Origin of the sequence: Streptomyces spinosus (assembly GCF_020400655.1) — a bacterium.
GTDB classification, from domain to species: Bacteria; Actinomycetota; Actinomycetes; order Streptomycetales; family Streptomycetaceae; genus Streptomyces; species Streptomyces argyrophylli.
Genome location: NZ_JAINRC010000010.1, coordinates 1 through 24,317, shown reverse-complemented (window position 1 = coordinate 24,317; position 24,317 = coordinate 1). Strand labels below are relative to the sequence as shown.

Below are 24,317 nucleotides of genomic sequence, written 5' to 3'. Positions count from 1 at the left end.
CCGTCTTCGGGTCGGGCCCCGCGCCTCCGACGACGGGACCGGGCGGGAGCGGGCGGTGCCGGGCCCGGAGCGGCCCCGGCACCGGGCGGCGTCCGGGGGCCGTCCGGCGGCCGGAGGCGTCGGCGGTCTACGGGCCGCGGCCGTGCAGCGTCATGGGCTGCTCCTCGTACGTGTCCGATCCCATGAAGGACTGGATGGCGGTGGCCGCGGCGCCGCGCGCCCACTCCTCGAAGGGGAGAGGACGTGTCACCACGTCACACCGTGCGGCGGTGCCGAAGGCGGACGCGGCGAAGGAGTCGCGGATGCCCTCCGCGAAGAGGTCGTAGGCGGCCAGGCCCTCCCCGGAGATGATCACCCGCTCGGGACCGAGGAGGTTCACCAGTGATCCGATCGCCTTGCCGATGGCCTCGCCGGCCCGTGCGTAGACCGCCCGGGCACCGGGGTCCTCGCGGCGGGCCAGGTCCAGCGCCTCGGCGATGCCGGCCACCTGCTCGCCGGTGGCCGCGCGCACCGCTCGCACGATGGCGGGGTCCGCCGCGATCGCCTCCACGCACCCCCGGTTGCCGCAGTGGCACGGAGGGCCCAGCGGGTCGAGCGACAGATGCCCGATCTCGCCGGCCACGCCGTGCGCGCCCGACACCACCCGTCCGTGCACCACCAGGCCACAGCCGATGCCGGCGCCCACGGTGACCAGGGCGAAGTGCGAGAGTCCGACTCCGGCCCCGAACCAGTGCTCGGCGACCGTGAGCGCCCGCACGTCGTTGTCGACCGTGACCGGCAACCCCGTGGTGGCCGCGACGAGTTCGGCGAGCGGTACGTCCCGCCACTCCAGGAAGGGCGAGTAACGGACCACACCCTCGGCCCGGTCCACGTCCCCCGAGATCGCGATGCCCAGCCCCCGTACCCGCACCCCGAATCCGACGGCCTCGGTGAGCAACTCCTGTACCAGTGCGGTGATGGCGGGGAGCACCGCCTCCGGCGCGCGGCCCGTGAGGTGCACGTGCCGGGACATCCGGATGCGGCAGCACAGGTCGGTCAGCACGGCGATGATCTCGTCGCCGGTCACCTTGAGCCCGATGAACAGCGCCCTGCCGCCGTCCACCCACACCAGGCTGGCCGGGCGCCCCACGGCGGGCGGCGCCTCCTCGTCCACCCCCTCGACCAGATAGCCGAGTTCCATCAGCGGACGTACCGCCTTGGTGACGGCGGCGGCGGAGAGGCTGGTCCGCCGCGCGACCTCGGCCCGGGTGAGCGGGCCGTGGGAGAGCAGCGTGGTGAAGACCAGGGAAGCGGCCGGAGTCATCGTGGGGACCGACTCACGGGGGGAGGTCGGGCGCATGGCCGGAAACCTAGGCGTGACTCTTTTCCGCTGTCAATGAAAAAACCACACTTCTTCGGAAGTGCTCACCTGAGGGATGCTCAACCTCTGAAATGCCGGATCATGCACCGGCGTTGACGATGTATCCAAGGCTCTGGTGAAACGGGATGGTGACGCGCAAGGGGTTGACGGACGACGCCTGGTGGCCAAGCGTCGCCGTACACGGCGACCCGGTCCGGATCGCCTCGCCCTGCCAGACGCCGTACGCGTTCGGCGTCGGCTGCCTGACCGGGAACCGCAAGGAGGGCGTCCTCCTCGAACAGCCCGTCCACCGGAACATCACGGTCACCGTGTGGAAGAAGCCGGCCAAGGCCCTCGGACTCGTCCCCGCCGCCGAGGAGCGGAAGGCTGCACAGGACCCGGTCGACCGGCTCGGCATCCGCGACCGTGTGCCGGCGGCGGTGACCACGGGCGGGGACGCGGGGTGCAGCGCGTGGCACAGGGAGCCGCCTCCGCCCGGAGCAGCGGGAAAGGTGCCGGCCTCAGGCCGGTCAACGCGCTCCCCTCGGGGACCGGGCGCCACAGCGTGACAGTTCCCCTGCCGGGGCCCCGCGGTCCGGGAGCGGGCCGTCCGCCGGCGCCGGCCGCCAGGTCCTCTCGGACAGCGTCCACGAGCGGATCAAGGCCGTGGTCACGGACCATGAGATCGCCCCGGGCACACGCGTGGGGATCGAAGCGCTGTCGCGCGCCCTCGGGGTCTCGCCCTCCTCCACGAGCCGTTCGAGGGTGTCGAGTTGCTCGTCGGTGGCGTTGGCGGCGGCGAGGGCCGCGGCCCTCGGTTCCGGCGGGGATGCGGCCCCCCCGGGTCCGGCCGGGCGCTACGCCGACCACCGCGGCTTCGCCGCCCTGGACCAGCGCTTCCACGACACGATCGCGACGGCCTCGCACCGTCCGCCGCCCGCGGACGCGGTGGAGCGGCTCCACTCCCACCTGCCTGTCCTCCCCAGCCGAAGCGTCGGCAACACCGCCGACCCCACGCCGACGGAACACGAACGTGTCGTGCGCGCCGCACGGCGCCGCGGACCCGACCGGGCCGCGGAAGCCATGACGGAGCACCTCGCCGGCAGCTTCCGGCGCCGGCTCGGCCAGGCCCGCACGCCCCGACCGGTGCCGGCCGACGGCGTCCGGATCCAGGCGGGCACGGGCATGCCCGCCGCTGGCCGCGCGTGCCGTGCGGAAGCGGGTACCCGTGTGGTGCCCGAGGACGGGTACGACCCGAGCGGCCAGGAAAGAGGGGCGAGGTGACCGACAGCACCGGGGCGTCGCTGCTGCGGCTGATGCAGGCCAGTCACACGGCCACGCTCGAAGAGCTTCCGGGGATGATCGCCGACCACGCCGCCGCGGCCGGCATGCACGACGTGGCCCTCTTCGTCGTGGACATCCGGGAGACGGTCCTGCGCCGGCTCACCGGTCAGGGGCCGGATGCCGGACACGGCGGGCAGGAGTTCACCGTCTCGGGCAGCCTGCCCGGCCAGGCCTACCGGCGCGTGGAACTGCTGCCCGAACCCGCACGGGAAGGGGAGTGCGACCGTCCGGGCGGGCGGCGCTGGTGGGTGGCCGTCACCGACGGTGTGGAACGCCTGGGTGTGCTGCGGGCCGACACCGACACCGACGAGGAACCCGTCCGCCGAGCCCTGCGCGACCTGGCGTCGATGACGGCCCTGCTGTTGCTGAGCAAGCGGTCCTACAGCGACTCCTACGCGCGTCTGGTGCGTACGGAGCCGATGAACGTGGCCGCGGAGATGCAGTGGAACCTCACCCCGCCACCCGCCTACGCGGGGCACGAGGTCACGGTCGGCGCGGTGATGGAACCCGCCTACCAGGTGGGCGGCGACGCCTTCGACTACGCGGTGGCCGGCAGCACCCTCCACCTGAGCGTCTTCGACGCCATGGGCCACGACACCACCGCCGGCATCACCGCGAACGTCGCCGTGGCCGCCTGCCGCAACGCCCGCCGTCAGGGCGCCTCGCTGACCGAGACCAGCCGGATGGTGGAGGAGACGCTGATCGGGCAGTTCGGCACCAGCCGCTACGTCACCGGTGTCCTGGCCGACCTGGACATGCGAAGCGGCCGGCTGACCTGGATCAACCGCGGTCAACACCTGCCCCTCCTGATCCGCGGCAACCGCTGGACCACCGAGCTGGACTGCCCCCCGGCCGGTCCCATGGGCGCCGGCCTCGGCCTGCCGGTCACCATGGCCACCGAGCAGCTCGAACCCGGCGATCGTCTGCTGCTGTACACCGACGGCGTCGTCGAGGCCCGCGACAGAAACGGGACGGAATTCGGCCAGGAGCGGTTCGTCGACTTCATCCGCCGTCACCACTCCGGCCGGCACACCCTGCACGAGACCCTGCGCCGGCTGATGGCCGCGATCATGGAACACCACGACGGCAGGCTCGACGACGACGCCACCGTACTGCTCACCGAGTGGCGCGGCGGCCACCAGCAGGAGCTGACCCCGTAAGAACCGGTCCGGGACCCCGTAAGAACCTGTCCGGCGCCGGCTTCCCGGACCCCGCCGGGCTCACCTGCCTGACCGCGGTCCACCGCACGGCCCGCGGCACCGGCGCCCGTCTGGCGCCGACCGCACCCGGCGACCGCGTGCGGCGGACGCTCGCGCCGACCGGGACGGACCGGGTACCGCGCGGTTACCCCACCGTGGACCTCCGTACCCGGCTGACCGGCCGCGACCGGCGGCCGGTCAGCCGGGGTCGTCGAACATGGCCAGCAGTGCCTCCTCGTCCGTGTCGGGCGTCTGCTGCTCCGGTTGCGGAATCTGCTCGGCCCACACCGTCTTGCCCTGCGGCATGTAGCGGGCACCCCAGCTCTTGGTGAACTGCGCTACGAGGAACAGGCCGCGCCCGCCCTCCTCGGTCGTGGCCGCGCGCCTGATCCGCGGAGAGGTGTTGCTGCCGTCGGAGACCTCGCAGATCAGTGAGTCGTCCCGCAGCAACCGCAGGCCCACCGGCCCCGGGCCGCCGTACCGCACGGCGTTGGTGACCAGCTCGCTCACCACGAGCCCGGTGTTGAAGTCCAGCTCCGACATGCCCCAGGCGGCGAGCTGGGCACGGGTCAACGCCCTGGCACGGGCCACGGCCGCGGGGTCGGACGGGAACTCCCAGCAGGCCATCCGGTCCTCGGGCAGCGCGTGCACACGGGCCAGCAGCAGGGCCACGTCGTCGGACGGCCCGTTGGGCAGGAGCGCGTCCGTGACCCGGTCGCAGGCGTCCTCCAGTTCCGGACCGGCCAGGCGCAGCAAGGCCAGCAGCTGGTCGGTGCGCGCCTCGGTGTCCTCGTAGCCGCGGCTCTCCTTCAGCAGACCGTCGGTGTACATGGTCAGCAGACTGCCGGCGGGCAGGTCGACGGTGGCGGACTCGTACGGCTGCAGCCCGCCGAGCCCGAGCGGCGGACCGGTCGGGAGGCCGATCAGCCGTGCCTGCCCGTCCGGAGTCAGCAGAGCCGGCGGCGGATGACCGGCCGTCGCGGCCGTGCAGCGGCAGGACACCGGGTCGTAGATCGCGTACAGGCAGGTCGTCCCCGTCGCCGGGTCCTGCTCGTCGGCGTCTTCCTCAGGGGTGCGGCTGACCAGGTCGTCCAGGTGGGCCAGCACCTCCTCCGGCAACAGGTCGAGACCGGCGAGCGTCCGTACCGCCGTACGCAGCCGGCCCATGGTCGCCGCCGCCTGCAACCCGTTCCCGGGCACGTCACCGACGACCAGCGCCACCCGCATACCGGACAGCGGGATCGCGTCGAACCAGTCCCCGCCCACCCCGGACCTGGCGTCCGCGGGCAGATAGCGGGAGGCGAGGCCGACGGTGCCGAGCCGGGGCAGCGCGTGCGGCAACAGGCTGCGTTGCAGGGTGAGGGAGGCGTGGTGCTCCCGGCGGTAGCGGCGGGCGTTGTCCATGCTGATCGCGGCACGCGCCGCCAGCTCGCCGGCCAGCGTCAGGTCGTCCTGCTCGAACGGCCTCGTCCTGCCGCGGCGGTAGAACCCCGCCAGGCCGAGGACGGAGCCCCGCGCGGTCAGCGGAGCGCCCAGGTAGGAGTGCGCGCCCTCGCCGAGGAAGCCCACGGGGTGCGCGCGGCCGGCCGGGTGCCCTGCGAGGGCGGCGGTCACCACCGAGTCCGTGACCGGCTGCCCGGTCTCCAGGCACCGGGCCTGGGGTGTGCCGGCGGGGTAGCCGGCCGGCGTGTTCACCCCGCCGGCCGGGAGGTCGCGGGAGTCCTCGCCGGCCCAGGCGGCCACCCGGCGCAGCGGCACGCCGGGGCGCAGCGGTCCGGGCGGTGGCTCCTCACCGGCCAGGACGCTCTCGGCCAGGTCGACGACGACCAGGTCGGCGAAGCGCGGCACGGTGATCTCCGCCAGCTGCTCGGCGGTGCGCCACAGGTCCAGGGTGGTGCCGAGCCGGACACCCGCCTCGTTGAGCAGGGCCAGCCGTCCGCGCGCCTCGGCGGCGAGCCGGCCGACACCCGGCTCGCCCACGAGCAGCAGCCACGCGTCGGTTCCGCCGGTGTGCGGCTCCGCCGTCTCGGCGGAGGGGTCCAGGAGCGGCACACGACCGCCACCGGGGCCGTTCGCGGTGGCCGTACGTGCCGTGCCCGCACCGCCGTTGTCCTCGAAACTGACCTCGACCGCCGCCCCCTCCGCGTCGCCGTGGTGCAGCTCGCGTCGGCGCAGGACCGCCACACGACTGCCCGCGAGCGGCACCTCGGCGAACGCCTCACCGTTCGAGGAGATCAGGTCGACGGCACGCTCCAGCAGTGTCAGCCTTTCCTGCGAGGCCAGCCGGGGCGGCGGTCCGCCGCGCCGGGACAGCTCACCCGACTCGATGTCCAGCTCGGCGTGCCCGCCGCGTTCCATGGCCCGGCGGAAGGAGTGCGTGAGTTCGAGCTCGCGGGCCGTACTCAGCTCCAGCAGACGCTTCCCGATGCGTTCGGTGGCGTCCTGAAGGACCAGCGCCATGCCGGGGTCGGCCAGCTCCAGGGGCACCGAGAGGTTGACCGCGCCCCGCACGGTGCCGCCCACCGGGTCGCGTACCGGCGCCGCCATGCAGGTGAGCTGCTTGAGGTCGTGCAGGAAGTGTTCGTGGCCCACGACCACGAACGGCGCCCTGGTGCTCAGTACCATGCTGACGCTGCTCGTTCCCATGAACCGCTCGTCGACGTTGGCGCCCGGCACCAGGGAGGCGGCGTCCATCAGTGCCAGCCCCGCCCGGTCGCCCCACCGGTCGACGATGCGCGCGTGCGAGTCGGCCAGTGTCACGGTCACCGGTACGCCCGAGAACCGTTCGTACAGGCGGGTCAGCACCGGTGCGGCGGCCCTGACCAGCCGGGTGTCGGGATCGAGGTCGCTCTCGATCGGCAGGGCCGCCCGTTCGCGGTCGATGCCGAGAGACTGCGAGCGCTCCCAGGACGCGAGGATCTCCGGGCGTATTGCGCCGCCCAGCGGGGCCCGTCCGCCGTGATCACTGCCCGAAGCAGTTGGGTACGACTCCACCGCTCCAGAGTAATCGGGCAAATGGGGCATCTGCTCGGGTGTGGCTGCCCGGTCATGAGTGTTCCGGGGTCCTCCGGGCCCGAGGTCGGCGGGCCTGCCAGGGCATCTCAGCCGGTCTGGACCGCCGCCGCGCCTGCCGCCGGTTCCGGCCGGGAACTCGGGGCGGCCTCGGCCGCGGTGCAGAAGGAGGCGAAGGTGAACGCGCGCGGGGACGGGCCGTGGGCCCGCAGGTGCGCCAGCCGCTCCAGGGCCTCACCGACGGTCGGGAGCTGGCCGGCGGGGATCCACCAGAGCACCAGGTGTGCCTCGACGTGCCGGTGGAACCATTCGCGGCGCCGCCGCAGCACCTCCAGGTGTCCGCTGCGGTAGGTGAAGTCCCACAGCGCTTCCCGGCTCTCCCACACGGACAGGTTGACGATGACGTCCTCGCCGGCCGGGCGCAGGCCGGTGGCGTCGCCCGTCCCCTCCTCCACGAGTCGCCACACGAAGCCGGGCGTGCCGTCGGCGGCGGCGTTGACCGGGGCGAGCATCTCGGTGAACGGCGTCGTGCGCGGGTCGTCGAGGGGGTGACGGAGCGTGGCGACGTTGAGCTGGGCGAGATGGGCGGCGGGCGCGGATGCGGTCATGGCCCCATCCCAGCACGGGCCCATTTCTATGTCAATCGATGTTGTTTTTAGAACTCTCGACCACCACGCAGCATTCGCCCGGCCGGGCGTCCATGCGGGCGCGGACGGGGCCGTCCGTACCGAACAGCCCCTCCAGCAAGGCGAGGTTCATGCCGCAGACGAGGGGCGGGAAGCGCTCGGCGACGGCGTGGAAGGGGCAGTTGCGCATGCGGACGACGCGGGCGGCCGCCGTGGCCGTCACCCCGGCGCCTTCGGCGGCCTGGACGTCCCCGGTGGCCTCGGCGCCGGCCACATAGGGTTCGTAGCCGCGGGCGGCCAGCACCTCCATGGCCTCCTCGAGCCCGCCACAGGGTTCCGCCGAGCCGCGCAGGGCCTCCCCCCGGCGGCGCGCGGCCGCGCAGAGCCCGGCGTCCAGTCCGGCCTGCTCGGCGGCCTCGGCGAGCAGTTCGGCGGCGGTGCGGTAGTCGCGGGCGGGCAGCGACACGGACCGTTCGGCCCGGGCCCGCGTGTACACCTTGGCGGGGCGTCCGGCCCCCGGTCCCGAGCGGCCCGTCAGGCGGCGGCTGCCGCATTCGAGCAGCCCGGCCTCGGTCAGCTTGTCCAGATGGTGCGCGGCGAGCGTGCGTGCCACCCCGGCCGCCTCGGCGGCCTCGTTGCGGCCGACCTCGCGGCCCTGTGCCACCACGTACTCGTACAGGCGGCGCCGCACCGGATCCTGCAACACCGCGATCGAGTCGATGTCCTTCACCCCGCCCAGTCTAGGAACAACCCGCGTTGGAGATAGAGAGGCGGGTCGCTCCGGCCCCGCGCATCCGCGCGACGGCCTGATGGGCGGACTTCTGTAAGGGGCGCCGTAGGAGCCGACGGCCGGGACCGCCCTCGCCCGGTTCGTCGCCGCCGGAACCGTCGACGACCGGCCGCCGTACGCCCCGGCGACCGCCGCCCGCGTCCGCCGCTACGGCTGAGCGGCAGGACTCGCGGTGAGGCGGACGTCGGCCGACTCAGGTCAGGCCGAAGTCACCTCCACCGGCAGCCTCTTGATGCCGTTGACGGAGTTGGAGCGGACCCGGGCGGCGTCCCCGGCCGGCTCGATGTCCGCCGGACGGGAGATCAGGGTTGCGAAAGACCTCCTCGTCGCGGTTGCCGGAGGCGAACCACATGACGGCCTTGGCGCCCTCCTTGATGTGCCTGCCGACCAGTTCGACGTCGCGCGTGGCGTGCGGCCGAAGTGGTAGACGGGGGAGGCCCGGCGCGGGAACTCCTCCACGGCCCTCGGGATGAGGGAGGGGTGCCTCTGCGCAAGCGTGCGCTGGCCTTCACGTTCCTGGCCGCCGTGGCCCGCGCCACCCTCGGCCCCGCAGGCCGTGGCGGCACCCGTGCCGGGCCGGGCCGGCACGGTCACCGTGCGCCGCGCGCCCGCCTGTCACCAGTAGGCCGCTGTCCCGGGAGCGCCTGCGCGGTACCGGCGGCCGCACCGCAGGAGCCGGCGCAGGGGTACTCCGGCCCCTCAGGGGTACGCGTGTGCGGCGCCCCCTCGCAGGCGCACCTGTGGGCAGCACCTGGACAAGCAGTGGGAGATGGCATGAGGCTCCGCCAGTCGGCTCTGGCACCGTCGCGGTGTTCCGCACAGGTACTGGGCGGACGCTATCGCCTGGACGCGGTCATCGGCTCGGGTGGCGCCGGCGACGTCCACCGCGGCTTCGACCTGCGTCTCAAACGCCGGGTGGCGGTCAAGGTCTTCCGCGGCGGTGCCGGCGGCGACCAGGAGGACGGCTTCCACAACGAGGCGGTGATCCTCGCCCGGTTGCGGCACCCCGGCCTGGTCACCGTCTACGACGCCGGCCGGCACGACGGACGCGCCTACCTGGTGATGGAGCTGATCGAAGGTCCGACGCTGAAGACGCGCATCGCCACGGGTGCCCTGACGCCCGGGGAGACCGCGGCTCTCGGAGCCGGCCTCGCGCGTGCTCTGGCCCACGCGCACGACGCGGGGATCGTGCACCGTGACGTGAAGCCCTCGAACATCATCCTGGACACGTCCGGCCGCCCCCACCTGACCGACTTCGGCATCTCCCGGCTGCTGGACGCCACCACCCGTACCACCACCGGCACCCTCGTCGGCACGGCCGCCTACCTGTCCCCCGAGCAGGTGCTCGGCCGGCCTGTGGGCCCGCCCGCCGACGTCTACGCCCTCGGGCTGGTGCTCCTCGAATGCGTCACGAGCCGGCTCGAATACGACGGCACCCTCCTGGAGGCCGCGATCGCGCGGCTCCACCGGCGGCCCGAACTGCCCGGTTCCCTCCCCGCCCGGTACGCGGCGCTGCTCGCGGACATGACCGCGCTGGACGCGGAGGCCCGTCCATCGGCCGACGACTGCGCCCTGACGCTGGCCGCCCTCGCGGAGTCGGACGGCCCCGTGGCCGTCCCGTCCCCGGCCGAGGTCACGAGCCTGGTCCCCGAGCAGGTACCGGCGTGGGCCGACCGCACGCACCCGCACGCGCCGCACACCACCGGAACGGCCGCTGCGAAGGCCGCGCCCGCGCGCGGACGCCGTCTGGTCGCCGGTACGGCCGCCGCGCTGGCGGCCGCCGTGGCCGCCACGGCCGCTACGGTCGCCGTGTCCGACGGATCCGCGCACCACGCGGCGGCACGTGCGGTGAGCAGCCCCTCCGCGAGGGCCGACGCACCGGGCGCGTCCGATCCCGGTCACGAGGCGGAATCCGCCCCCGTCAACCTGTCCGCCCGTGACGTCCCCGCGGGGCGGCTTCCCGACCCCACCTCCAGCCGGACCCCCGGCTCCGCCCCGGCCGTGCCGAGCCGGGCGTCCGCCGCCGGCACGGGCGCCGCCCACGGCACCACGGCTCCGCCGCCACCCGGCACCGCCCAGGGCACACCGGGCGGTGGGGTCACGCGAGTGTCCGAGACCGTGTCGCACGGCACCAGGGGACCAGCCGGGTCCGGCGAGGGGCCCGGCAAGCCCCAGAAGGCCGAAGACGCACACCAGAAGAAGGCCGACGAGAAGAAGGCCGGTGAGAAGAAGGCCGGTGAGAAGAAGGCGGGAAAGAACAAGACCGGGAAGAACGAGGCCGGGAAGAAGAAGGCGCACTGAGAGCCCGCCCCTGGCGGCGCGGCCCCCGGTTCGGTCGCCCGTGCGCTGCTTCACGATGCGCTTGCGGTCGCCCGCCCCGCCGGACGGCGGCCCGGCAGCGCGGTACCCGGACGAGACCGCGCCTCCGCCCGGCCCACGTCCGGCCGCTGGGCGGCCCATGACCAGCCGGTGATCCGATGAGCCGCTCGACCCGGTCTGCGCCCGGGCCCGTGTCGGCAACGACCGCCGACGGCCCGGCCCGTGACCGGGCGCCGACACGGTGACGGACCGGTACGGCGGCACTCCGTGCCGGCCTCGCGCGTGCGAGGCGGCGGGTCCGTGGACGACGGCTGTGCGCCGTTCGGCGGCGACCCGCCTCACCCGGCGACGCCGGCCGCGGCCGGGAATTACCGGCCGGCGATCTGCGGGCGGTCGCGGCGGGCGTCGTGGAGGACCGAGCCCCACCACAGCAGCTCGTCGAGCATGGCCCTGGCGGCGTCCTCGGGGCCCTGCGGGTCCCGGAGCGTGCCGTCGGGGGAGAACAGGAGGTAGTAGCTGGGGAAGGCGACGTAGTCACGCACGGTGTGGGCGTGCAACTCGCTGAAGACCTGCCGCAGTTGCTCGATCGCCAGAAGACCGCCGCTGAGCCCGCTGTACCCGACGAAGCCGATCGGCTTGGCCTTCCACTGGGTGTAGTGCCAGTCGATGGCGGCCTTCAGGGACGCGGGGAAGCTGCGGTTGTAGTCGGGGGTCACGATGACGACCGCGTCGGCCGCGTCGAGCCGCCGGGTCAGTTCGGCCATGCCCTCGGGACGCGGCAGGTCGGGCTGCAGGGCCGGCGGGGTGGGCGGCAGCGCGAGCGGGAGGTCGACGTCCGCCAGATCGATCAGGTCGATGGTGAACTCGTCGTGCCGCTTGGCCTGTTCGACGAACCAGTCGGCGACCACCGGACCGAAGCGGCCCTCCCGGACACTGCCGACGATCACTGCGAGATTCAGTCGTGCGCTGGACATGGATGTGCTTCTCCTACGGCAATGGATACCGCCCCAGCCGGGGCACGCACCCCACGGTGGGGGACGGACGGCGGACGAGGGAGGCCGGGCGGAGGGTGGTAGTGGCAGGGCCACGATCCGCCGGGGCGACGGGTGTTACGTTCGCGGGATGAGCGACAACGAGCTCGGCCTCTTCCTGCGGCTGCGCCGGGAAGCCGTGACACCGGCCGAGGTGGGACTGCCCGCCGGGCCGCGCCGCCGTACGCCGGGGCTGCGCCGCGCGGAACTGGCGACGCTCGCCGGGGTGAGCGTCGAGTACGTCACCAGGCTGGAGCAGGGACGCGACCGCAGGCCCTCGGTGCAGGTGCTGGCGGCCCTGGCGGACGCGCTGCTGCTCACCCCCGGTGAACGGGTCCATCTGCACCGGCTCGCCAAGGGTGCCGACCCCGGCTTCAGCTGCCGGGGCGGGGCGGGACCGAACAGGGCCGTCAGGCCCACGGTGCGGGCGCTGCTGGAGCGGCTGGAACCGGCGCCCGCCGTGCTGGTGAACCGGCTGAGCGAGATCCTGGCCTGCACGGACGGGTACCGGCGGCTGGCCGAACCGCTGGGGCTGCTGGACGGCGTCCGGCCCAGCCTCGCCCGCTTCGTCTTCACCGATCCGCGGGCGCGCTCGGTGTACCCGGACTGGGACACGGTCGCCGACCAGCAGGTCGCGGCCCTCAAACAGGGACCGGGGCAGACCGACGTGCATGTCGGCGCGCTCATGGACGAGTTGACGGTGTCCTCCGGTGAACCCTTCGCCGGCCGGCTGCGGACGCTGCCCGGGCTGCCGCGGGCCAACGGAGTGGTGCGCATGGTCCACCCGCACGTGGGCGAGGTGCGGCTGGCGTACGAGACGCTCGGGCTGCCCGCCGACGACGACCAGCACCTCGTCGTCCACCTGCCGGCCGACGACGCGAGCGCCGCCGCGCTGGACCGTCTCGCCGGCCGCCGCCCGGGAGCCCTCCGGGCGGTCTGAGCGGTACGCCGGCAGCCGCGTCGGCGAGCCGCGCGGGCCCGGGCCCGCGCGAGCCCGGGGCAACCCCGGACTCCGGCCGGCCGGGACTCGCGGCTCGGTCCTTCCGGCGCGCGCGGGACTCCGGCCCCTGCCGCACTCCAGGACACCCGCGGACCCCGCTTGGCACATCCGGCACCGGCGGCACCTCTGCCACCCGGACACTCTGGCACCGCCTCGCCGACGCCGCTCGCCCCAACCGCCCGAGGCCCCCCGCACGGACGGCGCGGGTCGCCGCCGCCGTCGGCCGGTCTCACGCGCTCTTCGCGCACCTCGTACCGGTCCCGCCGCCGGCCCGGCCGCGCGCTTCCCCGGTCGCCGGCCACGGCACCGTCATGCCCGTCGCGGCCGGCCGAACCGGCACTCGCGCGACGCTCGTCTGACGTTCCCCTGTCCTTACCGCCCGTTCCTGCGCAACCCGTGTACAAGATGACGCAGTCCTGAACAGGCGCGCCTTGATCGGCTGTCGGCGGCCGAAGAGGCTTGAAGCCGGGAAACGGGGCACAGCTCCTCACCCGCCGCCGGCCCCGACACCGGACCGGCCCCGCGCGTCCGGCCCCGCACACCTCGCCCGCGCACGTCCGCCGTCCGGCATGCCCGTACCGAAGGAGTGTCACGTATGCACAGCACGCTGATCGTCGCCCGTATGGCGCCCGAGGCCAGTACCGAGGTGGCGCAGCTGTTCACCGCGTTCGACTCGACCGAGATGCCGCACCTGATGGGGACACGGCGCCGTCAGCTGTTCACGTACCGGGGACTGTACTTCCACCTCCAGGACTTCGACGCCGCCGACGGAGGTGAGCGGATCGAACACGCCCGCAACGACCCCCGGTTCGTCGGCATCAGCAACGACCTCAAACCGTTCATCGAGGCCTACGACCCCGCCACCTGGCGCTCCCCGGCCGACGCGATGGCCTCCCGCTTCTACTCCTGGCAGGCCTCCGCATGACGGCGCGCCGCGTGGTCGTCACGGGCGTGGAGGTCCTCGCACCCGGCGGGATCGGCACGAAGGACTTCTGGAACCTGCTCAGCGAGGGCCGGACCGCGACCCGGCGCATCACCTTCTTCGACCCCACGCCGTTCCGCTCCCGAGTGGCCGCGGAGATCGACTTCGACCCGTACGCCCACGGACTGACCCCGCAGGAGGTCCGGCGGATGGACCGGGCCGCCCAGTTCGCCGTGGTCGCGGCACGCGGCGCGGTCGACGACAGCGGGATCGACCTGACGGCGCTGGACCCCCACCGGGTCGGGGTCACGATCGGCAGCGCCGTCGGCGCGACGACCGGACTGGACGCGGAGTACCGGGTGGTGAGCGACGGCGGGCGGCTCGACCTGGTCGACCACACCTACGCCGTGCCCCACCTGTACGACCACTTCGTCCCCAGTTCGTTCGCCGCCGAGGTGGCCTGGGCCGTCGGTGCGGAGGGGCCGGGCACCGTGGTGTCCACCGGATGCACCTCGGGCATCGACTCCGTGGGCCACGCCGCCGAACTGATCAGGGAGGGCTCGGCGGACGTGATGGTGGCGGGGTCGTCGGACGCGCCGATCTCCCCGATCACCATGGCCTGCTTCGACGCCATCAAGGCCACCACCCCCCGCTCCGACGATCCGGCCACCGCCTCGCGTCCCTTCGACAGGACCCGCAACGGGTTCGTGCTGGGCGAGGGCGCCGCCGTCTTCGTCCTGGAGGAGCTGGAGAGCGCGCGCAGCCGTGGCGCCCACGTCTACGCGGAGATCGCCGGCTACGCCACCCGCAGCAACGCCTACCACATGACGGGCCTGCGCCCCGACGGCGCGGAGATGGCGGAGGCGATCCGCGTCGCCCTGGACGAGGCCCGGCTCAACCCGGACGACATCGACTACGTCAACGCCCACGGCTCGGGCACCCGGCAGAACGACCGGCACGAGACCGCCGCCTTCAAACGCAGCCTCGGCGACCACGCCCGCCGGACCCCGGTCAGCTCCATCAAGTCGATGATCGGGCACTCGCTCGGCGCGATCGGCTCCCTGGAGATCGCCGCGTCTGTCCTGGCCATGGAGTACGACGTGGTGCCGCCCACCGCCAACCTGCACACCCCCGACCCGGAGTGCGACCTCGACTACGTCCCCCTGCACGCCCGGGACCAGCTGACCGACGTGGTGCTCACGGTGGGCAGCGGATTCGGCGGCTTCCAGAGCGCGATGGTGCTCGCCGAGCCGGGACGGAGGCGGACATGACCGGCACCGCGGTGGTCACGGGTCTGGGCGTCGCCTCGCCCAACGGACTGGGCACGCCCGCGTACTGGGCGGCCACCCTGGCCGGCCGCAGCGGCATCGGCCGGATCACCCGCTTCGACCCCGGCCGCTACCCGGCCCGGCTGGCCGGTGAGATCAGCGGCTTCGTGGCCGAGGACCATCTGCCGAGCCGGCTGATCCCGCAGACCGACCGGATGACCCGGATCGCCCTGGCCGCCGCCGACTGGGCCCTCGCCGACGCGGGAGTGAGCCCCGGCGAGCTGCCCGGGTTCGACATGGGCGTGGTCACGGCGAGCGCCTCCGGAGGCTTCGAGTTCGGCCAGAACGAACTGCGCAAACTGTGGAGCCAGGGCAGCCAGTACGTGTCCGCGTACCAGTCCTTCGCCTGGTTCTACGCCGTCAACAGCGGCCAGATCTCCATCCGCAACGGCATGAAGGGACCCAGCGGTGTGGTCGTCGGCGACCAGGCCGGGGGCATCGACGCCCTCGCGCAGGCCCGCCGGCAGATCCGCCGGGGCACCCGGCTGGTCGTGTCCGGCGCGGTGGACGCCTCCCTGTGCCCGTGGGGCTGGGTCGCCCAGCTCGCGGGCGGCAGACTGAGCACCGGCGAGGACCCCGACCGGGCCTACGTGCCCTTCGACCGGGCGGCGCGCGGCCACGTACCCGGCGAGGGCGGTGCCCTGCTCGTCCTGGAGGAGGCGGAGGCGGCCCGCGCCCGGGGTGCGCACGTCTACGGCGAGATCGCCGGGTACGGCGCCACCCTCGACCCGAAGCCGGGCTCGGGACGTCCGCCCGGACTGCGCAAGGCCGTCGAGGTCGCCCTGGCCGACGCGGGGACGGACGCCGCCGACGTGGACGTCGTCTTCGCCGACGCGGCCGGCGACCCCGGCCTCGACCGGGCGGAGGCGGAGGCCCTCACCGCCGTCTTCGGCCCCGGGGGCGTCCCCGTGACCGCTCCGAAGACCATGACCGGACGCCTGTACTCCGGCGGGGCCCCGCTCGACGTGGCCGCCGCCCTGCTCGCCCTCCGGGACGGCGTCGTGCCGCCCACCGTGCACAGCGATCCGGCACCGGAGTACGGCCTCGACCTCGTCCTGGACCGGCCGCGCACCCTGCCCGTGCGCACCGCCCTGGTGCTGGCCCGCGGCCACGGCGGCTTCAACTCCGCCCTGGTGGTCCGCCGCGCCGCCCGTTGACCGCGCCGGTCCACCACCCCTACGACGCTCCCCGTCCTGCATACCGCCTCCCATCCGAGCCCCGCTTCCCACCCCGCGAAAGGACCCCTGGTGGCCACCGACGTTTTCACCCCCGACGCGCTGCGGCGCATCCTGCTGGAAGCCGCCGGCGCCGACGAGACCGTCGACCTGGACGGCGACATCCTCGACACCGACTTCACGGCCCTGGGCTACGAGTCCCTGGCCCTGCTGGAGACGGTCGGCCGGATCGAGCGGGAGTACGGCGTCTCACTCGACGACGACGTGCTCTCCGAAGCCCCCACCCCCCGGACCCTGGTCGACCTCGTCAACGAGCGGCTGTCGGCCGCCCGGGCCGCCTGAAAGGGGATCACCATGACGACCGAGACGACCGAGACGAGCGCGCATCCCCCAACACCCGGGCCGACCGCGCCGGTCGCGCTCGTGACCGGCGGCACCAGCGGCATCGGACTGGCCGTGGTCCGGCTGCTGGCCGCCGGCGGGCACCGCGTGTTCCTCGCGGCCCGCGACGCCGACCGGGTCGCCGCGACCGTGAAGGAACTGACCGCCCAGGGACTGGAGGTGGACGGCACCGCCTGCGACGTCCGGGACCGGGCCGCAGTGGAACACCTGGTCCGGGCCGCCGTGGACCGCTTCGGCACCATCGACGTCCTCGTCAACAACGCGGGCCGGTCCGGCGGCGGCGTCACCGCCGACATCGAGGACGCCCTGTGGGAGGACGTCCTGGAGACCAACCTCACCAGTGTCTTCCGGGTGACCAGGGAGGTGCTCAACGCCGGCGGCCTGCGGCACAAGTCCCGGGGCCGGATCATCAACATCGCCTCCACCGCGGGGAAGCAGGGCGTGGTCCTGGGCGCCCCCTACTCCGCCTCCAAGCACGGCGTGGTCGGCTTCACCAAGGCACTGGGCAACGAACTCGCGCCCACCGGCATCACCGTGAACGCGGTGTGCCCCGGCTACGTCGAGACGCCGATGGCCCAGCGGGTGCGCCAAGGGTACGCCGCCGCCTACGACACGACCGAGGAGCAGATCCTCGAGAGGTTCCAGGCGAAGATCCCGCTCGGCCGCTACTCCACCCCCGAGGAGGTCGCCGGGCTGGTGGGCTACCTGGTCTCCGACAGCGCCGCCTCCATCACCGCGCAGGCGCTCAACGTCTGCGGCGGACTCGGCAACTTCTGACCCGGCCGGGACACCGCCGTACCCGTCACGCGCCGGGCCCCGCGCCCCCGCACCCACCGCATCCGCCGAGGAGACACCGCCATGACGACCCGCGAGGTCGAGCACGAGATCACCGTCGGCGCGCCCGCGCCCGCCGTCTACCGGCTGCTGGCCGACGTCGCCCAGTGGCCGCGTATCTTCCCGCCCACCCTCCACGTCGACCAGGTGGAGCGCGGCGGGACCGAGGAACGCATCCGCATCTGGGCGACCGCGGGAGACGGGGCGAAGAGCTGGACGTCCCGCCGCACGCTCGACGCGGACGCGCTGCGCATCACCTTCCGCCAGGAGATCACCGCACCGCCGGTGGCCGCGATGGGCGGCACCTGGATCATCGAACCCGTCACGGACGACACCGCCCGGGTACGGCTGCTGCACGACTACCGCGCCGTCGGCGACGACCCCGGCTCCCTCGCCTGGATCGACCGGGCCGTGGACCACAACAGCCGCACCGAACTGGCCGCGCTCAAGGACAACCTCGAACGCGCCCACGCGCACGAGGAACTGACCTTCTCCTTCACCGACAGCGTGACCGTCGCCGGCGCCGCCAAGGACGTGTACGACTTCGTCAACGACGCGGGGCTGTGGCCCGAACGGCTGCCGCACGTCGCCTCCGCCCGCCTGACCGAGGACACCCCCGGGCTGCAGACCCTGGAGATGGACACCCGGGCCAAGGACGGCTCCACGCACACCACCAAGTCGTACCGGGTGACCTTCCCGCACCACCGCATCGCCTACAAACAGGTCACCCTGCCGGCCCTGCTGACCCTGCACACCGGGCTGTGGACCTTCGAGGAGACCCCGGAGGGCACGGTCGCCTCCTCCCAGCACACCGTGACCCTGAACCCGGACAACCTGGCCGTGCTCGGCCCGGACGCCACCGTCGAGGACGCGCGCGCCTACGTCCGCGGCGCGCTCGGCGCCAACAGCCTCGCCACCCTCGGCCACGCCCGCGCGTACGCCGAGGGGAAGGCCTGACCGTGGCCGGGACCCGGCTGGACACCCAGGTCGTGGTGGTGGGCGCGGGGCCCGTGGGCCTGCTGCTCGCCGGTGAGCTGCGGCTCGGCGGCGCCGAGGTCGTCGTACTGGAACGCCGGCCGGAACCCACCACCGAGTCGCGCGCCTCCACGCTGCACGCCCGCACCATGGAGATCCTCGACAGCCGCGGTCTGCTCCCCGCCCTCGGTGACCCGCCGCGCCAGCCCCGGGGACACTACGCCGGGATCCCCCTCGACCTCACCCTGCCCGGCCCGTACGCCGGGCAGTGGAAGGTCCCGCAGTACGACACCGAACGGCTGCTGGAGCAGTGGGCGCGCGGCCTCGGCGCCGACATCCGGCGCGGCCACGACGTGCACACCGTCACCGCGCGCGCCGCCTCCCACGTGGAGACGGCGGCCGAGGGCCCGGGCGGCGCCGTGCGGGTGCGGAGCCCGTACCTCGTCGCGTGCGACGGCGAGGACAGCACCGTGCGCCGGCTGCTGGACGCCCCCTTCCCCGGGCACGACGCCCGGCGGGAGCTGGTCCGCGCGGACGTCGCCGGCGTCGACGTGCCGGACCGGCGCTTCGAGCGGCTGCCCGACGGCTTCGCGGTCGCGGCCCGCCGGGCGGACGGGGTCACCCGTGTCATGGCGCACGAGTTCGGCGTCCCGCCCCGGCCGCGCACCGGCGCACCGCGGTTCGCGGAGATCGCCGAGGTGTGGAAGCGGGTGACCGGCGAGGACATCAGCGGCGGCACCCCGCTGTGGGTGAACGCCTTCGACGACACCAACCGGCAGCTCGACGCCTACCGGCACGGCCGTGTCCTGTTCGCCGGGGACGCCGCCCACCGCCAGATGCCCATCGGCGGCCAGGCGCTCAACCTCGGCCTGGCGGACGCCTTCAACCTCGGCTGGAAACTGGCCGCGCACGTCACCGGCCGCGCCCACCCGGACCTGCTCGACACCTACCACCTCGAACGGCACCCGGTGGGCCGGCGCGTCCTGGCCGGCATCCGCGCCCAGGCGCTGCTGCTGCTCGGCGGCCCCGAGGTGCAGCCGCTGCGTGAGCTGATGACCGAGCTGATCGCCCTGGAGCCGGTGCGCGCCCACCTCGCCGGACTCGTCAGCGGCCTCGACGTCCGGTACGACGTCGGCGGCCCCGCCCACCCCCTGCTGGGGGCACGCCTGCCGCACCTGGCCCTCGACACCCCCGGCGGGCGCACCAGCACCACCGAACTGCTCAGGGCCGGCCGCGGACTGCGGCTCGGCGGGCCGCACGGCGGACCGGGCCCCGGCGCCGACGGTCCCGTGCTGGTACGCCCCGACGGCCACGTCGTACGGGCCGGACCGGAGCGGGCCGACGACGAGGCGACGGCACGCGCCCGCTGGTTCCCGGCCGGCGTCACCCTCCCCACCACGGAAGGAACACCATGCCCTTGATCTCACCCGACGACGGCCACCTCACCGTCTTCAACCTCTTCGAGACCGACACCCGCGCCCTCCAGGATGACGTCCTCGACGCGATGCGCGACATCATCGACCACGCGGACTACCCCGGCTGGATCTCCTCCACCCTGCACGCCGGCGTCGACAGCCCCGGCACCGCCAACTACATCCAGTGGCGCAGCCTCGCCGACCTCGAAGCCCGCTACCAGGGCCGGAAGTTCCAGCAGAAGACCGTACCCCAGTTCCACAAACTGGCCCGGACCGTACGCCTGTTGAAGACCGAGCTGGAGTTCACCCAGCATCACCCGGGACTGGGCGACGGCATAGAGATCTCACCCGACCGGGACGACTACACCGTCCTGATCGTCCTCGACACCACCCCCGACCGGCAGAAGGAACTCCTCCACACCCTCGCCAAGCCCGACGAGTGGATCACCACCGTGCCCGGCTACCGCTCCCACACCTACTTCCGCGGCCTGGACGGCACCTTCGTCGTCAACTACGCGCAGTGGGACAGCAAGGAGCTGTACGACGCCTTCCACCACCTCCCCGAGGAGCAGCGCCCGGCGGACGTCCGCGCCGGACGCGTCCGCGCCCGGGAACTGGTCACCGGGCGCCAGGCCAACACCTACCGGGTCACCCACTCGCGTTCCGCGGCGGGCTGAGGGAGGAGCGGCCATGGACACGGACGTCATCGTCGTCGGCGCCGGGCCGACCGGTCTGATGCTCGCCGGCGAACTGCGCCTGGGCGGCGCCCGGGTGACCGTCGTCGAACGGCTCGCCGCACCGACCGGGCAGTCCCGCGGCCTCGGATTCACCGCCCGCGCGATGGAGGTCTTCGACCAGCGCGGCCTGCTGCCCCGCTTCGGCCGCGGCCCGGTCCCGCCGATCAGCCCGGTGGGCCACTTCGGCGGCGTCCGGTTCGACTACACGGTCCTGGAGGGCGCCCACTTCGGGGCCCGCGACATCCCGCAGTCCGAGACGGAGGCCGTGCTGGAGGAGTGGGCCACGGAACGGGGGGCGGACGTCCGGCGGGGCCGGGAACTGACCGGCCTCACCGCGGACGACAGCGGCGTCGAGGCCGTCCTGCGCACCCCGGCCGGCACCGAACGGCTCCGCGCCGCCTACCTGGTGGGCTGCGACGGCGGCCACAGCACCGTCCGGGACCTGGCCGGCTTCGGCTTCCCCGGCACCCCCGCCACCCGCGTGATGTACCTCGCCGACGTCGCCGGCCAGGCCCTGCGCCCCCGGCCGCTGGGCGAACGGCTGCCGAACGGCATGGTGATGGCCGCACCGCTCGGTGACGGCGTGGACCGGATCATCGTCTGCCCGCACGGCTCCCCGCCGGACGCCCGCACCGCACCGGTCGGCTTCCCGGAGGTCGCGGCCGCCTGGCGGCACATCACCGGCGAGGACATCGGCGACGGCCACGCCACCTGGGTCAGCTCCTTCACCGACGCCACCCGGCAGGCCGACCGCTACCGGCGCGGCCGCGTCCTGCTCGCCGGGGACGCCGCCCACATCCACCTGCCCGCCGGCGGCCAGGGCCTGAGCACCGGGGTCCAGGACGCCGTCAACCTGGGCTGGAAGCTGGCCGCCGTGGCGCGCGGCACCGCACCGCAGTCCCTGCTCGACACCTACGACGACGAACGGCGCCCGGTCGGCGCGCGGCTGCTGATGAACACCCGCGCCCAGGGCCTGATCTTCCTCGGCGGCGCCGAGGCGGACCCGCTGCGCGAGCTGTTCACCGAACTGCTGGAGTACGACGACGTCAAACGCCATCTGGCGGGCATCGTCAGCGGACTCGACGTCCGCTACCCGGCCGGCCCCGGCCACCACCCGCTGCTCGGCCGCCGCGTCGGACACCGCGAACTCGTCGCAGCGGCGGGCGGCACCAGCACCACCGAACTGCTGCACCCGGCGCGCGGCGTCCTGCTCGACCTGGCCGACGAACCGGCCGTCCGGGCCGCCGCCACGGGCTTCTCCGACCGGGTCGCGGTGGTCACCGCCGTACCCAAACCCGTGGACGGCACCGACCCCCTCGCGGGCACCACCGCGCTGCTCGTCCGGCCCGACGGGCACGTCGCCTGGACGGCACCCGGCACCGGCGACCCGGCGGCCGGCCTCCAGGACGCGCTGCGGACGTGGTTCGGCCCGCCCCGCGCCCCCGCCGAGAACCCCCCGACCTCCCCGACCAAGGACGCATGATGGCCTCACGCCTGTTCACCTCGGAGTCCGTGACCGAGGGGCATCCCGACAAGATCGCCGACCAGGTCAGCGACACCGTCCTCGACGCGCTCCTGCGCGAGGACCCGTCCTCCCGGGTCGCCGTGGAGACGCTCATCACCACCGGCCTGGTGCACGTGGCCGGCGAGGTGACGACCAAGGCGTACGCGGACATCGCGTCGCTGGTGCGCGAGAAGATCCTCGAGATCGGCTACGACTCCTCGACGAAGGGCTTCGACGGCGCCTCCTGCGGTGTGTCGGTGTCCATCGGAGCGCAGTCCCCGGACATCGCGCAGGGTGTCGACGCGGCGTACGAGGCCCGGGTCGAGGGCGACGAGGACGAACTCGACCGGCAGGGCGCGGGCGACCAGGGCCTGATGTTCGGCTACGCGACGGACGAGACCCCGGAGCTGATGCCGCTGCCCATCCGGCTCGCCCACCGGCTCGCCCACCGCCTCACCGCCGTACGCCGCGACGGGACGGCCCCCTACCTGCGCCCCGACGGCAAGACGCAGGTCACCGTCGAGTACGACGGCGACCGCGCCGTACGGCTGGACACGGTCGTGGTCTCCGCGCAGCACGCGAGCGACATCGACCTGGAGGGACGACTCGCCCCGGACGTACGGCGGTTCGTCGTCGAGCCGGAGCTGGAGGCACTGGCGCAGGACGGCATCAAGCTGGACACCGCGGGCTACCGGCTGCTGGTCAACCCCACCGGCCGCTTCGAGATCGGCGGCCCGATGGGCGACGCCGGTCTGACCGGCCGGAAGATCATCATCGACACCTACGGCGGCATGGCCCGGCACGGCGGCGGCGCCTTCTCCGGCAAGGACCCGTCCAAGGTGGACCGCTCGGCGGCGTACGCGATGCGCTGGGTGGCGAAGAACGTGGTGGCGGCGGGCCTGGCCTCCCGCTGCGAGGTCCAGGTCGCCTACGCCATCGGCAAGGCCGAGCCGGTGGGCCTGTTCGTCGAGACCTTCGGCACCGGGACCGTACCGGTGGCGCGCATCCAGACCGCCCTCACCGAGGTCTTCGACCTGCGCCCGGCCGCGATCATCCGCGACCTCGACCTGCTCCGCCCGATCTACGCCCGCACGGCGGCCTACGGCCACTTCGGCCGCGAGCTGCCCGAGTTCACCTGGGAGCGGACCGACCGGGTGGACGCGCTGCGCGCGGCGGCCGGACGGTGAGCGGGCCACGGCGCGTCCTGGTCACCGGTTCCGTCGCCACCGACCACCTCATGGCCTACCGGGGACGCTTCGCCGACCAGATCGTCCCGGACCGGCTGGACCGCGTCTCGCTGTCCTTCCTCGCGGACACACTGGAGGTCCGCCCCGGCGGAGTGGCCGCCAACATCGCGCTCGGACTGGCCCGGCTGGGACTCGCGCCGGTGCTCGCCGCGGCCGCCGGGCGGGACTTCGGACCGTACCGGAGCCGGCTGCGGGACGAAGGGGTGGAAACGGGAGCGGTACACGTCAGCGACACCCTGCACACCGCACGCTTCGTGTGCACCACGGACACCGAGCAGAACCAGATCGCCACGTTCTACGCGGGGGCGATGGCCGAGGCGCGGCACATCCGGATCGCCGACGTCAGCGCCCGCCACGGTCCCTTCGGCATGGCCCTGATCGGACCGGACGACCCCCGCGCGATGCTGCTGCACACCGGGGCGTGCCGCCGGCAGGGCCTCCCGTTCGCCGCGGACCCCTCGCAGCAACTGGCCGCACTGGACCGGGCGCAGACCCGGAACCTGGTCACCGGATCGCGGTTCCTGTTCACCAACGAGTACGAGGCCGCCCTGCTCCAGGAGCGCACGGGCTGGACGCACCAGCAAGTCCTGGACCACACCGGCACCTGGATCATCACGCGCGGCGCCGACGGCGTCGACCTCACCGGCGCCGGACACCCACCGCTGCGCGTCCCCGCGGTCCCCCCGAGGGCCACGGGGGAACCCACCGGCGTGGGCGACGGCTTCCGGGCCGGATTCCTCGCCGCGACCGCGTGGGGACGGCCGCCGCGCGCCGCGGCCCGGCTCGGCTGCGCACTCGCCACGGTCGTGCTGGAGACCGTCGGCCCCCAGCAGTACGTCCTCGACTCCGAGGACCTCGGCCGGCGCCTACGGCAGGCCTACGGCCCGGCCGCGGCACGGGAGCTCACCCCCTGGCTCAACCGCCTCGGCGGAGAGACGGGTTCCCGTCGGGGCGGGAACCGGCGCGCCGGCGGTGACACCGGTCCGGACCTGGGCGGGGTCAGGCGCGCCGGCGGTGACACGGGTGCCGACGCGGTCGAGGACCGACGTGCCGACGAGGGGACGCGTTCGAGCCGGGACGAGGGCCGGCGCACCCGCGAGGACGCGGGCTCCGGCCGG

Annotated in this window: 21 protein-coding genes and 1 pseudogene; 16 read left to right on the top strand and 6 right to left on the bottom strand. The window is 74.0% G+C overall.

Annotated elements, in window-relative coordinates; all coding sequences use genetic code 11:
* Positions 1-127: 127 nt before the first annotated feature.
* Complete coding sequence (locus LG395_RS19650; protein WP_225810666.1) at positions 128-1,339, bottom strand: ROK family transcriptional regulator; 1,212 nt, start codon at positions 1,337-1,339, stop codon at positions 128-130.
* 146 nt (positions 1,340-1,485) lie between these two features.
* On the opposite strand from LG395_RS19650, the gene LG395_RS19645 reads away from it, so the two are divergent.
* The 3 genes from LG395_RS19645 to LG395_RS19635 all read left to right on the top strand — a co-directional run bounded on the left by LG395_RS19645 (position 1,486) and on the right by LG395_RS19635 (position 3,843).
* Positions 1,486-1,908 (top strand): hypothetical protein, encoded by a 423-nt coding sequence (locus LG395_RS19645; protein WP_225810825.1) that lies wholly within the window; start codon positions 1,486-1,488, stop codon positions 1,906-1,908.
* A 97-nt stretch (positions 1,909-2,005) separates the two neighbouring features.
* Complete coding sequence (locus LG395_RS19640) at positions 2,006-2,623, top strand: FCD domain-containing protein (RefSeq protein ID WP_225810665.1); 618 nt, start codon at positions 2,006-2,008, stop codon at positions 2,621-2,623.
* Positions 2,620-3,843, top strand: a complete 1,224-nt coding sequence (locus LG395_RS19635; RefSeq protein WP_171159289.1) for a PP2C family protein-serine/threonine phosphatase — start codon at positions 2,620-2,622, stop codon at positions 3,841-3,843. Before LG395_RS19640 ends, LG395_RS19635 begins: the two co-directional genes overlap by 4 nt.
* 237 nt (positions 3,844-4,080) lie before the next feature.
* On the opposite strand, the gene LG395_RS19630 is transcribed toward LG395_RS19635, so the two are convergent.
* The 4 genes and pseudogenes from LG395_RS19630 to LG395_RS19615 form a co-directional block, all read right to left on the bottom strand.
* Entirely contained in the window at positions 4,081-6,876 is a 2,796-nt protein-coding gene (locus LG395_RS19630) for a SpoIIE family protein phosphatase (RefSeq protein WP_225810664.1), read from the bottom strand.
* Positions 6,877-6,983: 107 nt separating this feature from the next.
* Positions 6,984-7,502 carry a DUF3291 domain-containing protein gene (locus LG395_RS19625; protein ID WP_225810663.1) on the bottom strand — a complete coding sequence of 173 codons (519 nt, stop codon included), beginning with the start codon at positions 7,500-7,502 and terminating at the stop codon, positions 6,984-6,986.
* A 31-nt stretch (positions 7,503-7,533) separates the two neighbouring features.
* Positions 7,534-8,250 (bottom strand): helix-turn-helix transcriptional regulator, encoded by a 717-nt coding sequence (locus LG395_RS19620; protein WP_225810662.1) that lies wholly within the window; start codon positions 8,248-8,250, stop codon positions 7,534-7,536.
* A gap of 258 nt (positions 8,251-8,508) precedes the next feature.
* Positions 8,509-8,799: pseudogene (locus LG395_RS19615) on the bottom strand (cytochrome P450); the annotation flags it as partial.
* Positions 8,800-9,084: 285 nt separating this feature from the next.
* Between LG395_RS19615 and LG395_RS19610 the strand changes: the two are divergent.
* Positions 9,085-10,611, top strand: a complete 1,527-nt coding sequence (locus LG395_RS19610; protein ID WP_225810661.1) for a serine/threonine-protein kinase — start codon at positions 9,085-9,087, stop codon at positions 10,609-10,611.
* Between the two features lie 386 nt (positions 10,612-10,997).
* Here the strand turns inward: LG395_RS19610 and LG395_RS19605 are convergent, their stop codons facing one another.
* Positions 10,998-11,603, bottom strand: coding sequence for an NADPH-dependent FMN reductase (locus tag LG395_RS19605; protein ID WP_171159295.1), 606 nt, complete (start codon positions 11,601-11,603; stop codon positions 10,998-11,000).
* Positions 11,604-11,751: 148 nt separating this feature from the next.
* Between LG395_RS19605 and LG395_RS19600 the strand changes: the two genes are divergently transcribed.
* The 12 genes from LG395_RS19600 to LG395_RS19545 form a co-directional block, all read left to right on the top strand.
* Complete coding sequence (locus LG395_RS19600; RefSeq protein ID WP_225810660.1) at positions 11,752-12,600, top strand: helix-turn-helix domain-containing protein; 849 nt, start codon at positions 11,752-11,754, stop codon at positions 12,598-12,600.
* A gap of 655 nt (positions 12,601-13,255) precedes the next feature.
* A complete protein-coding gene (locus LG395_RS19595; protein WP_171159297.1) occupies positions 13,256-13,585 on the top strand; it encodes a TcmI family type II polyketide cyclase in 330 nt (109 codons plus the stop codon).
* Positions 13,582-14,853: a beta-ketoacyl-[acyl-carrier-protein] synthase family protein gene (locus LG395_RS19590; protein ID WP_225810659.1), complete on the top strand. Its 1,272-nt coding sequence runs from the start codon at positions 13,582-13,584 to the stop codon at positions 14,851-14,853. The genes LG395_RS19595 and LG395_RS19590 overlap by 4 nt, the downstream gene beginning before the upstream one ends.
* A complete protein-coding gene (locus LG395_RS19585; protein ID WP_171159299.1) occupies positions 14,850-16,067 on the top strand; it encodes a ketosynthase chain-length factor in 1,218 nt (405 codons plus the stop codon). The genes LG395_RS19590 and LG395_RS19585 overlap by 4 nt, the downstream gene beginning before the upstream one ends.
* Before the next feature lie 90 nt (positions 16,068-16,157).
* A complete protein-coding gene (locus LG395_RS19580; protein ID WP_103815545.1) occupies positions 16,158-16,427 on the top strand; it encodes an acyl carrier protein in 270 nt (89 codons plus the stop codon).
* Between the two features lie 12 nt (positions 16,428-16,439).
* A complete protein-coding gene (fabG, locus tag LG395_RS19575; protein ID WP_171159300.1) occupies positions 16,440-17,264 on the top strand; it encodes a 3-oxoacyl-ACP reductase FabG in 825 nt (274 codons plus the stop codon).
* A gap of 81 nt (positions 17,265-17,345) precedes the next feature.
* Positions 17,346-18,278, top strand: a complete 933-nt coding sequence (locus tag LG395_RS19570; protein ID WP_225810658.1) for an aromatase/cyclase — start codon at positions 17,346-17,348, stop codon at positions 18,276-18,278.
* A gap of 2 nt (positions 18,279-18,280) precedes the next feature.
* On the top strand, positions 18,281-19,717 hold the full coding sequence (locus LG395_RS19565) for an FAD-dependent monooxygenase (RefSeq protein WP_308071277.1): 1,437 nt from the start codon (positions 18,281-18,283) through the stop codon (positions 19,715-19,717).
* Positions 19,708-20,388, top strand: a complete 681-nt coding sequence (locus LG395_RS19560; RefSeq protein WP_171159303.1) for an antibiotic biosynthesis monooxygenase family protein — start codon at positions 19,708-19,710, stop codon at positions 20,386-20,388. Before LG395_RS19565 ends, LG395_RS19560 begins: the two co-directional genes overlap by 10 nt.
* Positions 20,389-20,401: 13 nt before the next feature.
* Complete coding sequence (locus LG395_RS19555) at positions 20,402-21,931, top strand: FAD-dependent monooxygenase (protein WP_225810657.1); 1,530 nt, start codon at positions 20,402-20,404, stop codon at positions 21,929-21,931.
* Positions 21,931-23,139: a methionine adenosyltransferase gene (gene metK, locus LG395_RS19550; protein ID WP_171160347.1), complete on the top strand. Its 1,209-nt coding sequence runs from the start codon at positions 21,931-21,933 to the stop codon at positions 23,137-23,139. Before LG395_RS19555 ends, metK begins: the two co-directional genes overlap by 1 nt.
* Positions 23,136-24,317: carbohydrate kinase family protein (locus LG395_RS19545; protein ID WP_372463441.1), on the top strand; the 1,182-nt coding region annotated here is incomplete at its 3' end. The genes metK and LG395_RS19545, both read left to right, overlap by 4 nt.

Coding starts and splice junctions, on each gene's coding strand:
- LG395_RS19650 (WP_225810666.1), bottom strand. CDS start 1,339: ATGCGCCCGACCTCCCCCCGTGAGTCGGTCCCCACGATGACTCCGGCC.
- LG395_RS19560 (WP_171159303.1), top strand. CDS start 19,708: ATGCCCTTGATCTCACCCGACGACGGCCACCTCACCGTCTTCAACCTC.
- LG395_RS19610 (WP_225810661.1), top strand. CDS start 9,085: ATGAGGCTCCGCCAGTCGGCTCTGGCACCGTCGCGGTGTTCCGCACAG.
- LG395_RS19605 (WP_171159295.1), bottom strand. CDS start 11,603: ATGTCCAGCGCACGACTGAATCTCGCAGTGATCGTCGGCAGTGTCCGG.
- LG395_RS19600 (WP_225810660.1), top strand. CDS start 11,752: ATGAGCGACAACGAGCTCGGCCTCTTCCTGCGGCTGCGCCGGGAAGCC.
- LG395_RS19555 (WP_225810657.1), top strand. CDS start 20,402: ATGGACACGGACGTCATCGTCGTCGGCGCCGGGCCGACCGGTCTGATG.
- metK (WP_171160347.1), top strand. CDS start 21,931: ATGGCCTCACGCCTGTTCACCTCGGAGTCCGTGACCGAGGGGCATCCC.
- LG395_RS19645 (WP_225810825.1), top strand. CDS start 1,486: ATGGTGACGCGCAAGGGGTTGACGGACGACGCCTGGTGGCCAAGCGTC.
- LG395_RS19570 (WP_225810658.1), top strand. CDS start 17,346: ATGACGACCCGCGAGGTCGAGCACGAGATCACCGTCGGCGCGCCCGCG.
- fabG (WP_171159300.1), top strand. CDS start 16,440: ATGACGACCGAGACGACCGAGACGAGCGCGCATCCCCCAACACCCGGG.
- LG395_RS19590 (WP_225810659.1), top strand. CDS start 13,582: ATGACGGCGCGCCGCGTGGTCGTCACGGGCGTGGAGGTCCTCGCACCC.
- LG395_RS19625 (WP_225810663.1), bottom strand. CDS start 7,502: ATGACCGCATCCGCGCCCGCCGCCCATCTCGCCCAGCTCAACGTCGCC.
- LG395_RS19595 (WP_171159297.1), top strand. CDS start 13,256: ATGCACAGCACGCTGATCGTCGCCCGTATGGCGCCCGAGGCCAGTACC.
- LG395_RS19585 (WP_171159299.1), top strand. CDS start 14,850: ATGACCGGCACCGCGGTGGTCACGGGTCTGGGCGTCGCCTCGCCCAAC.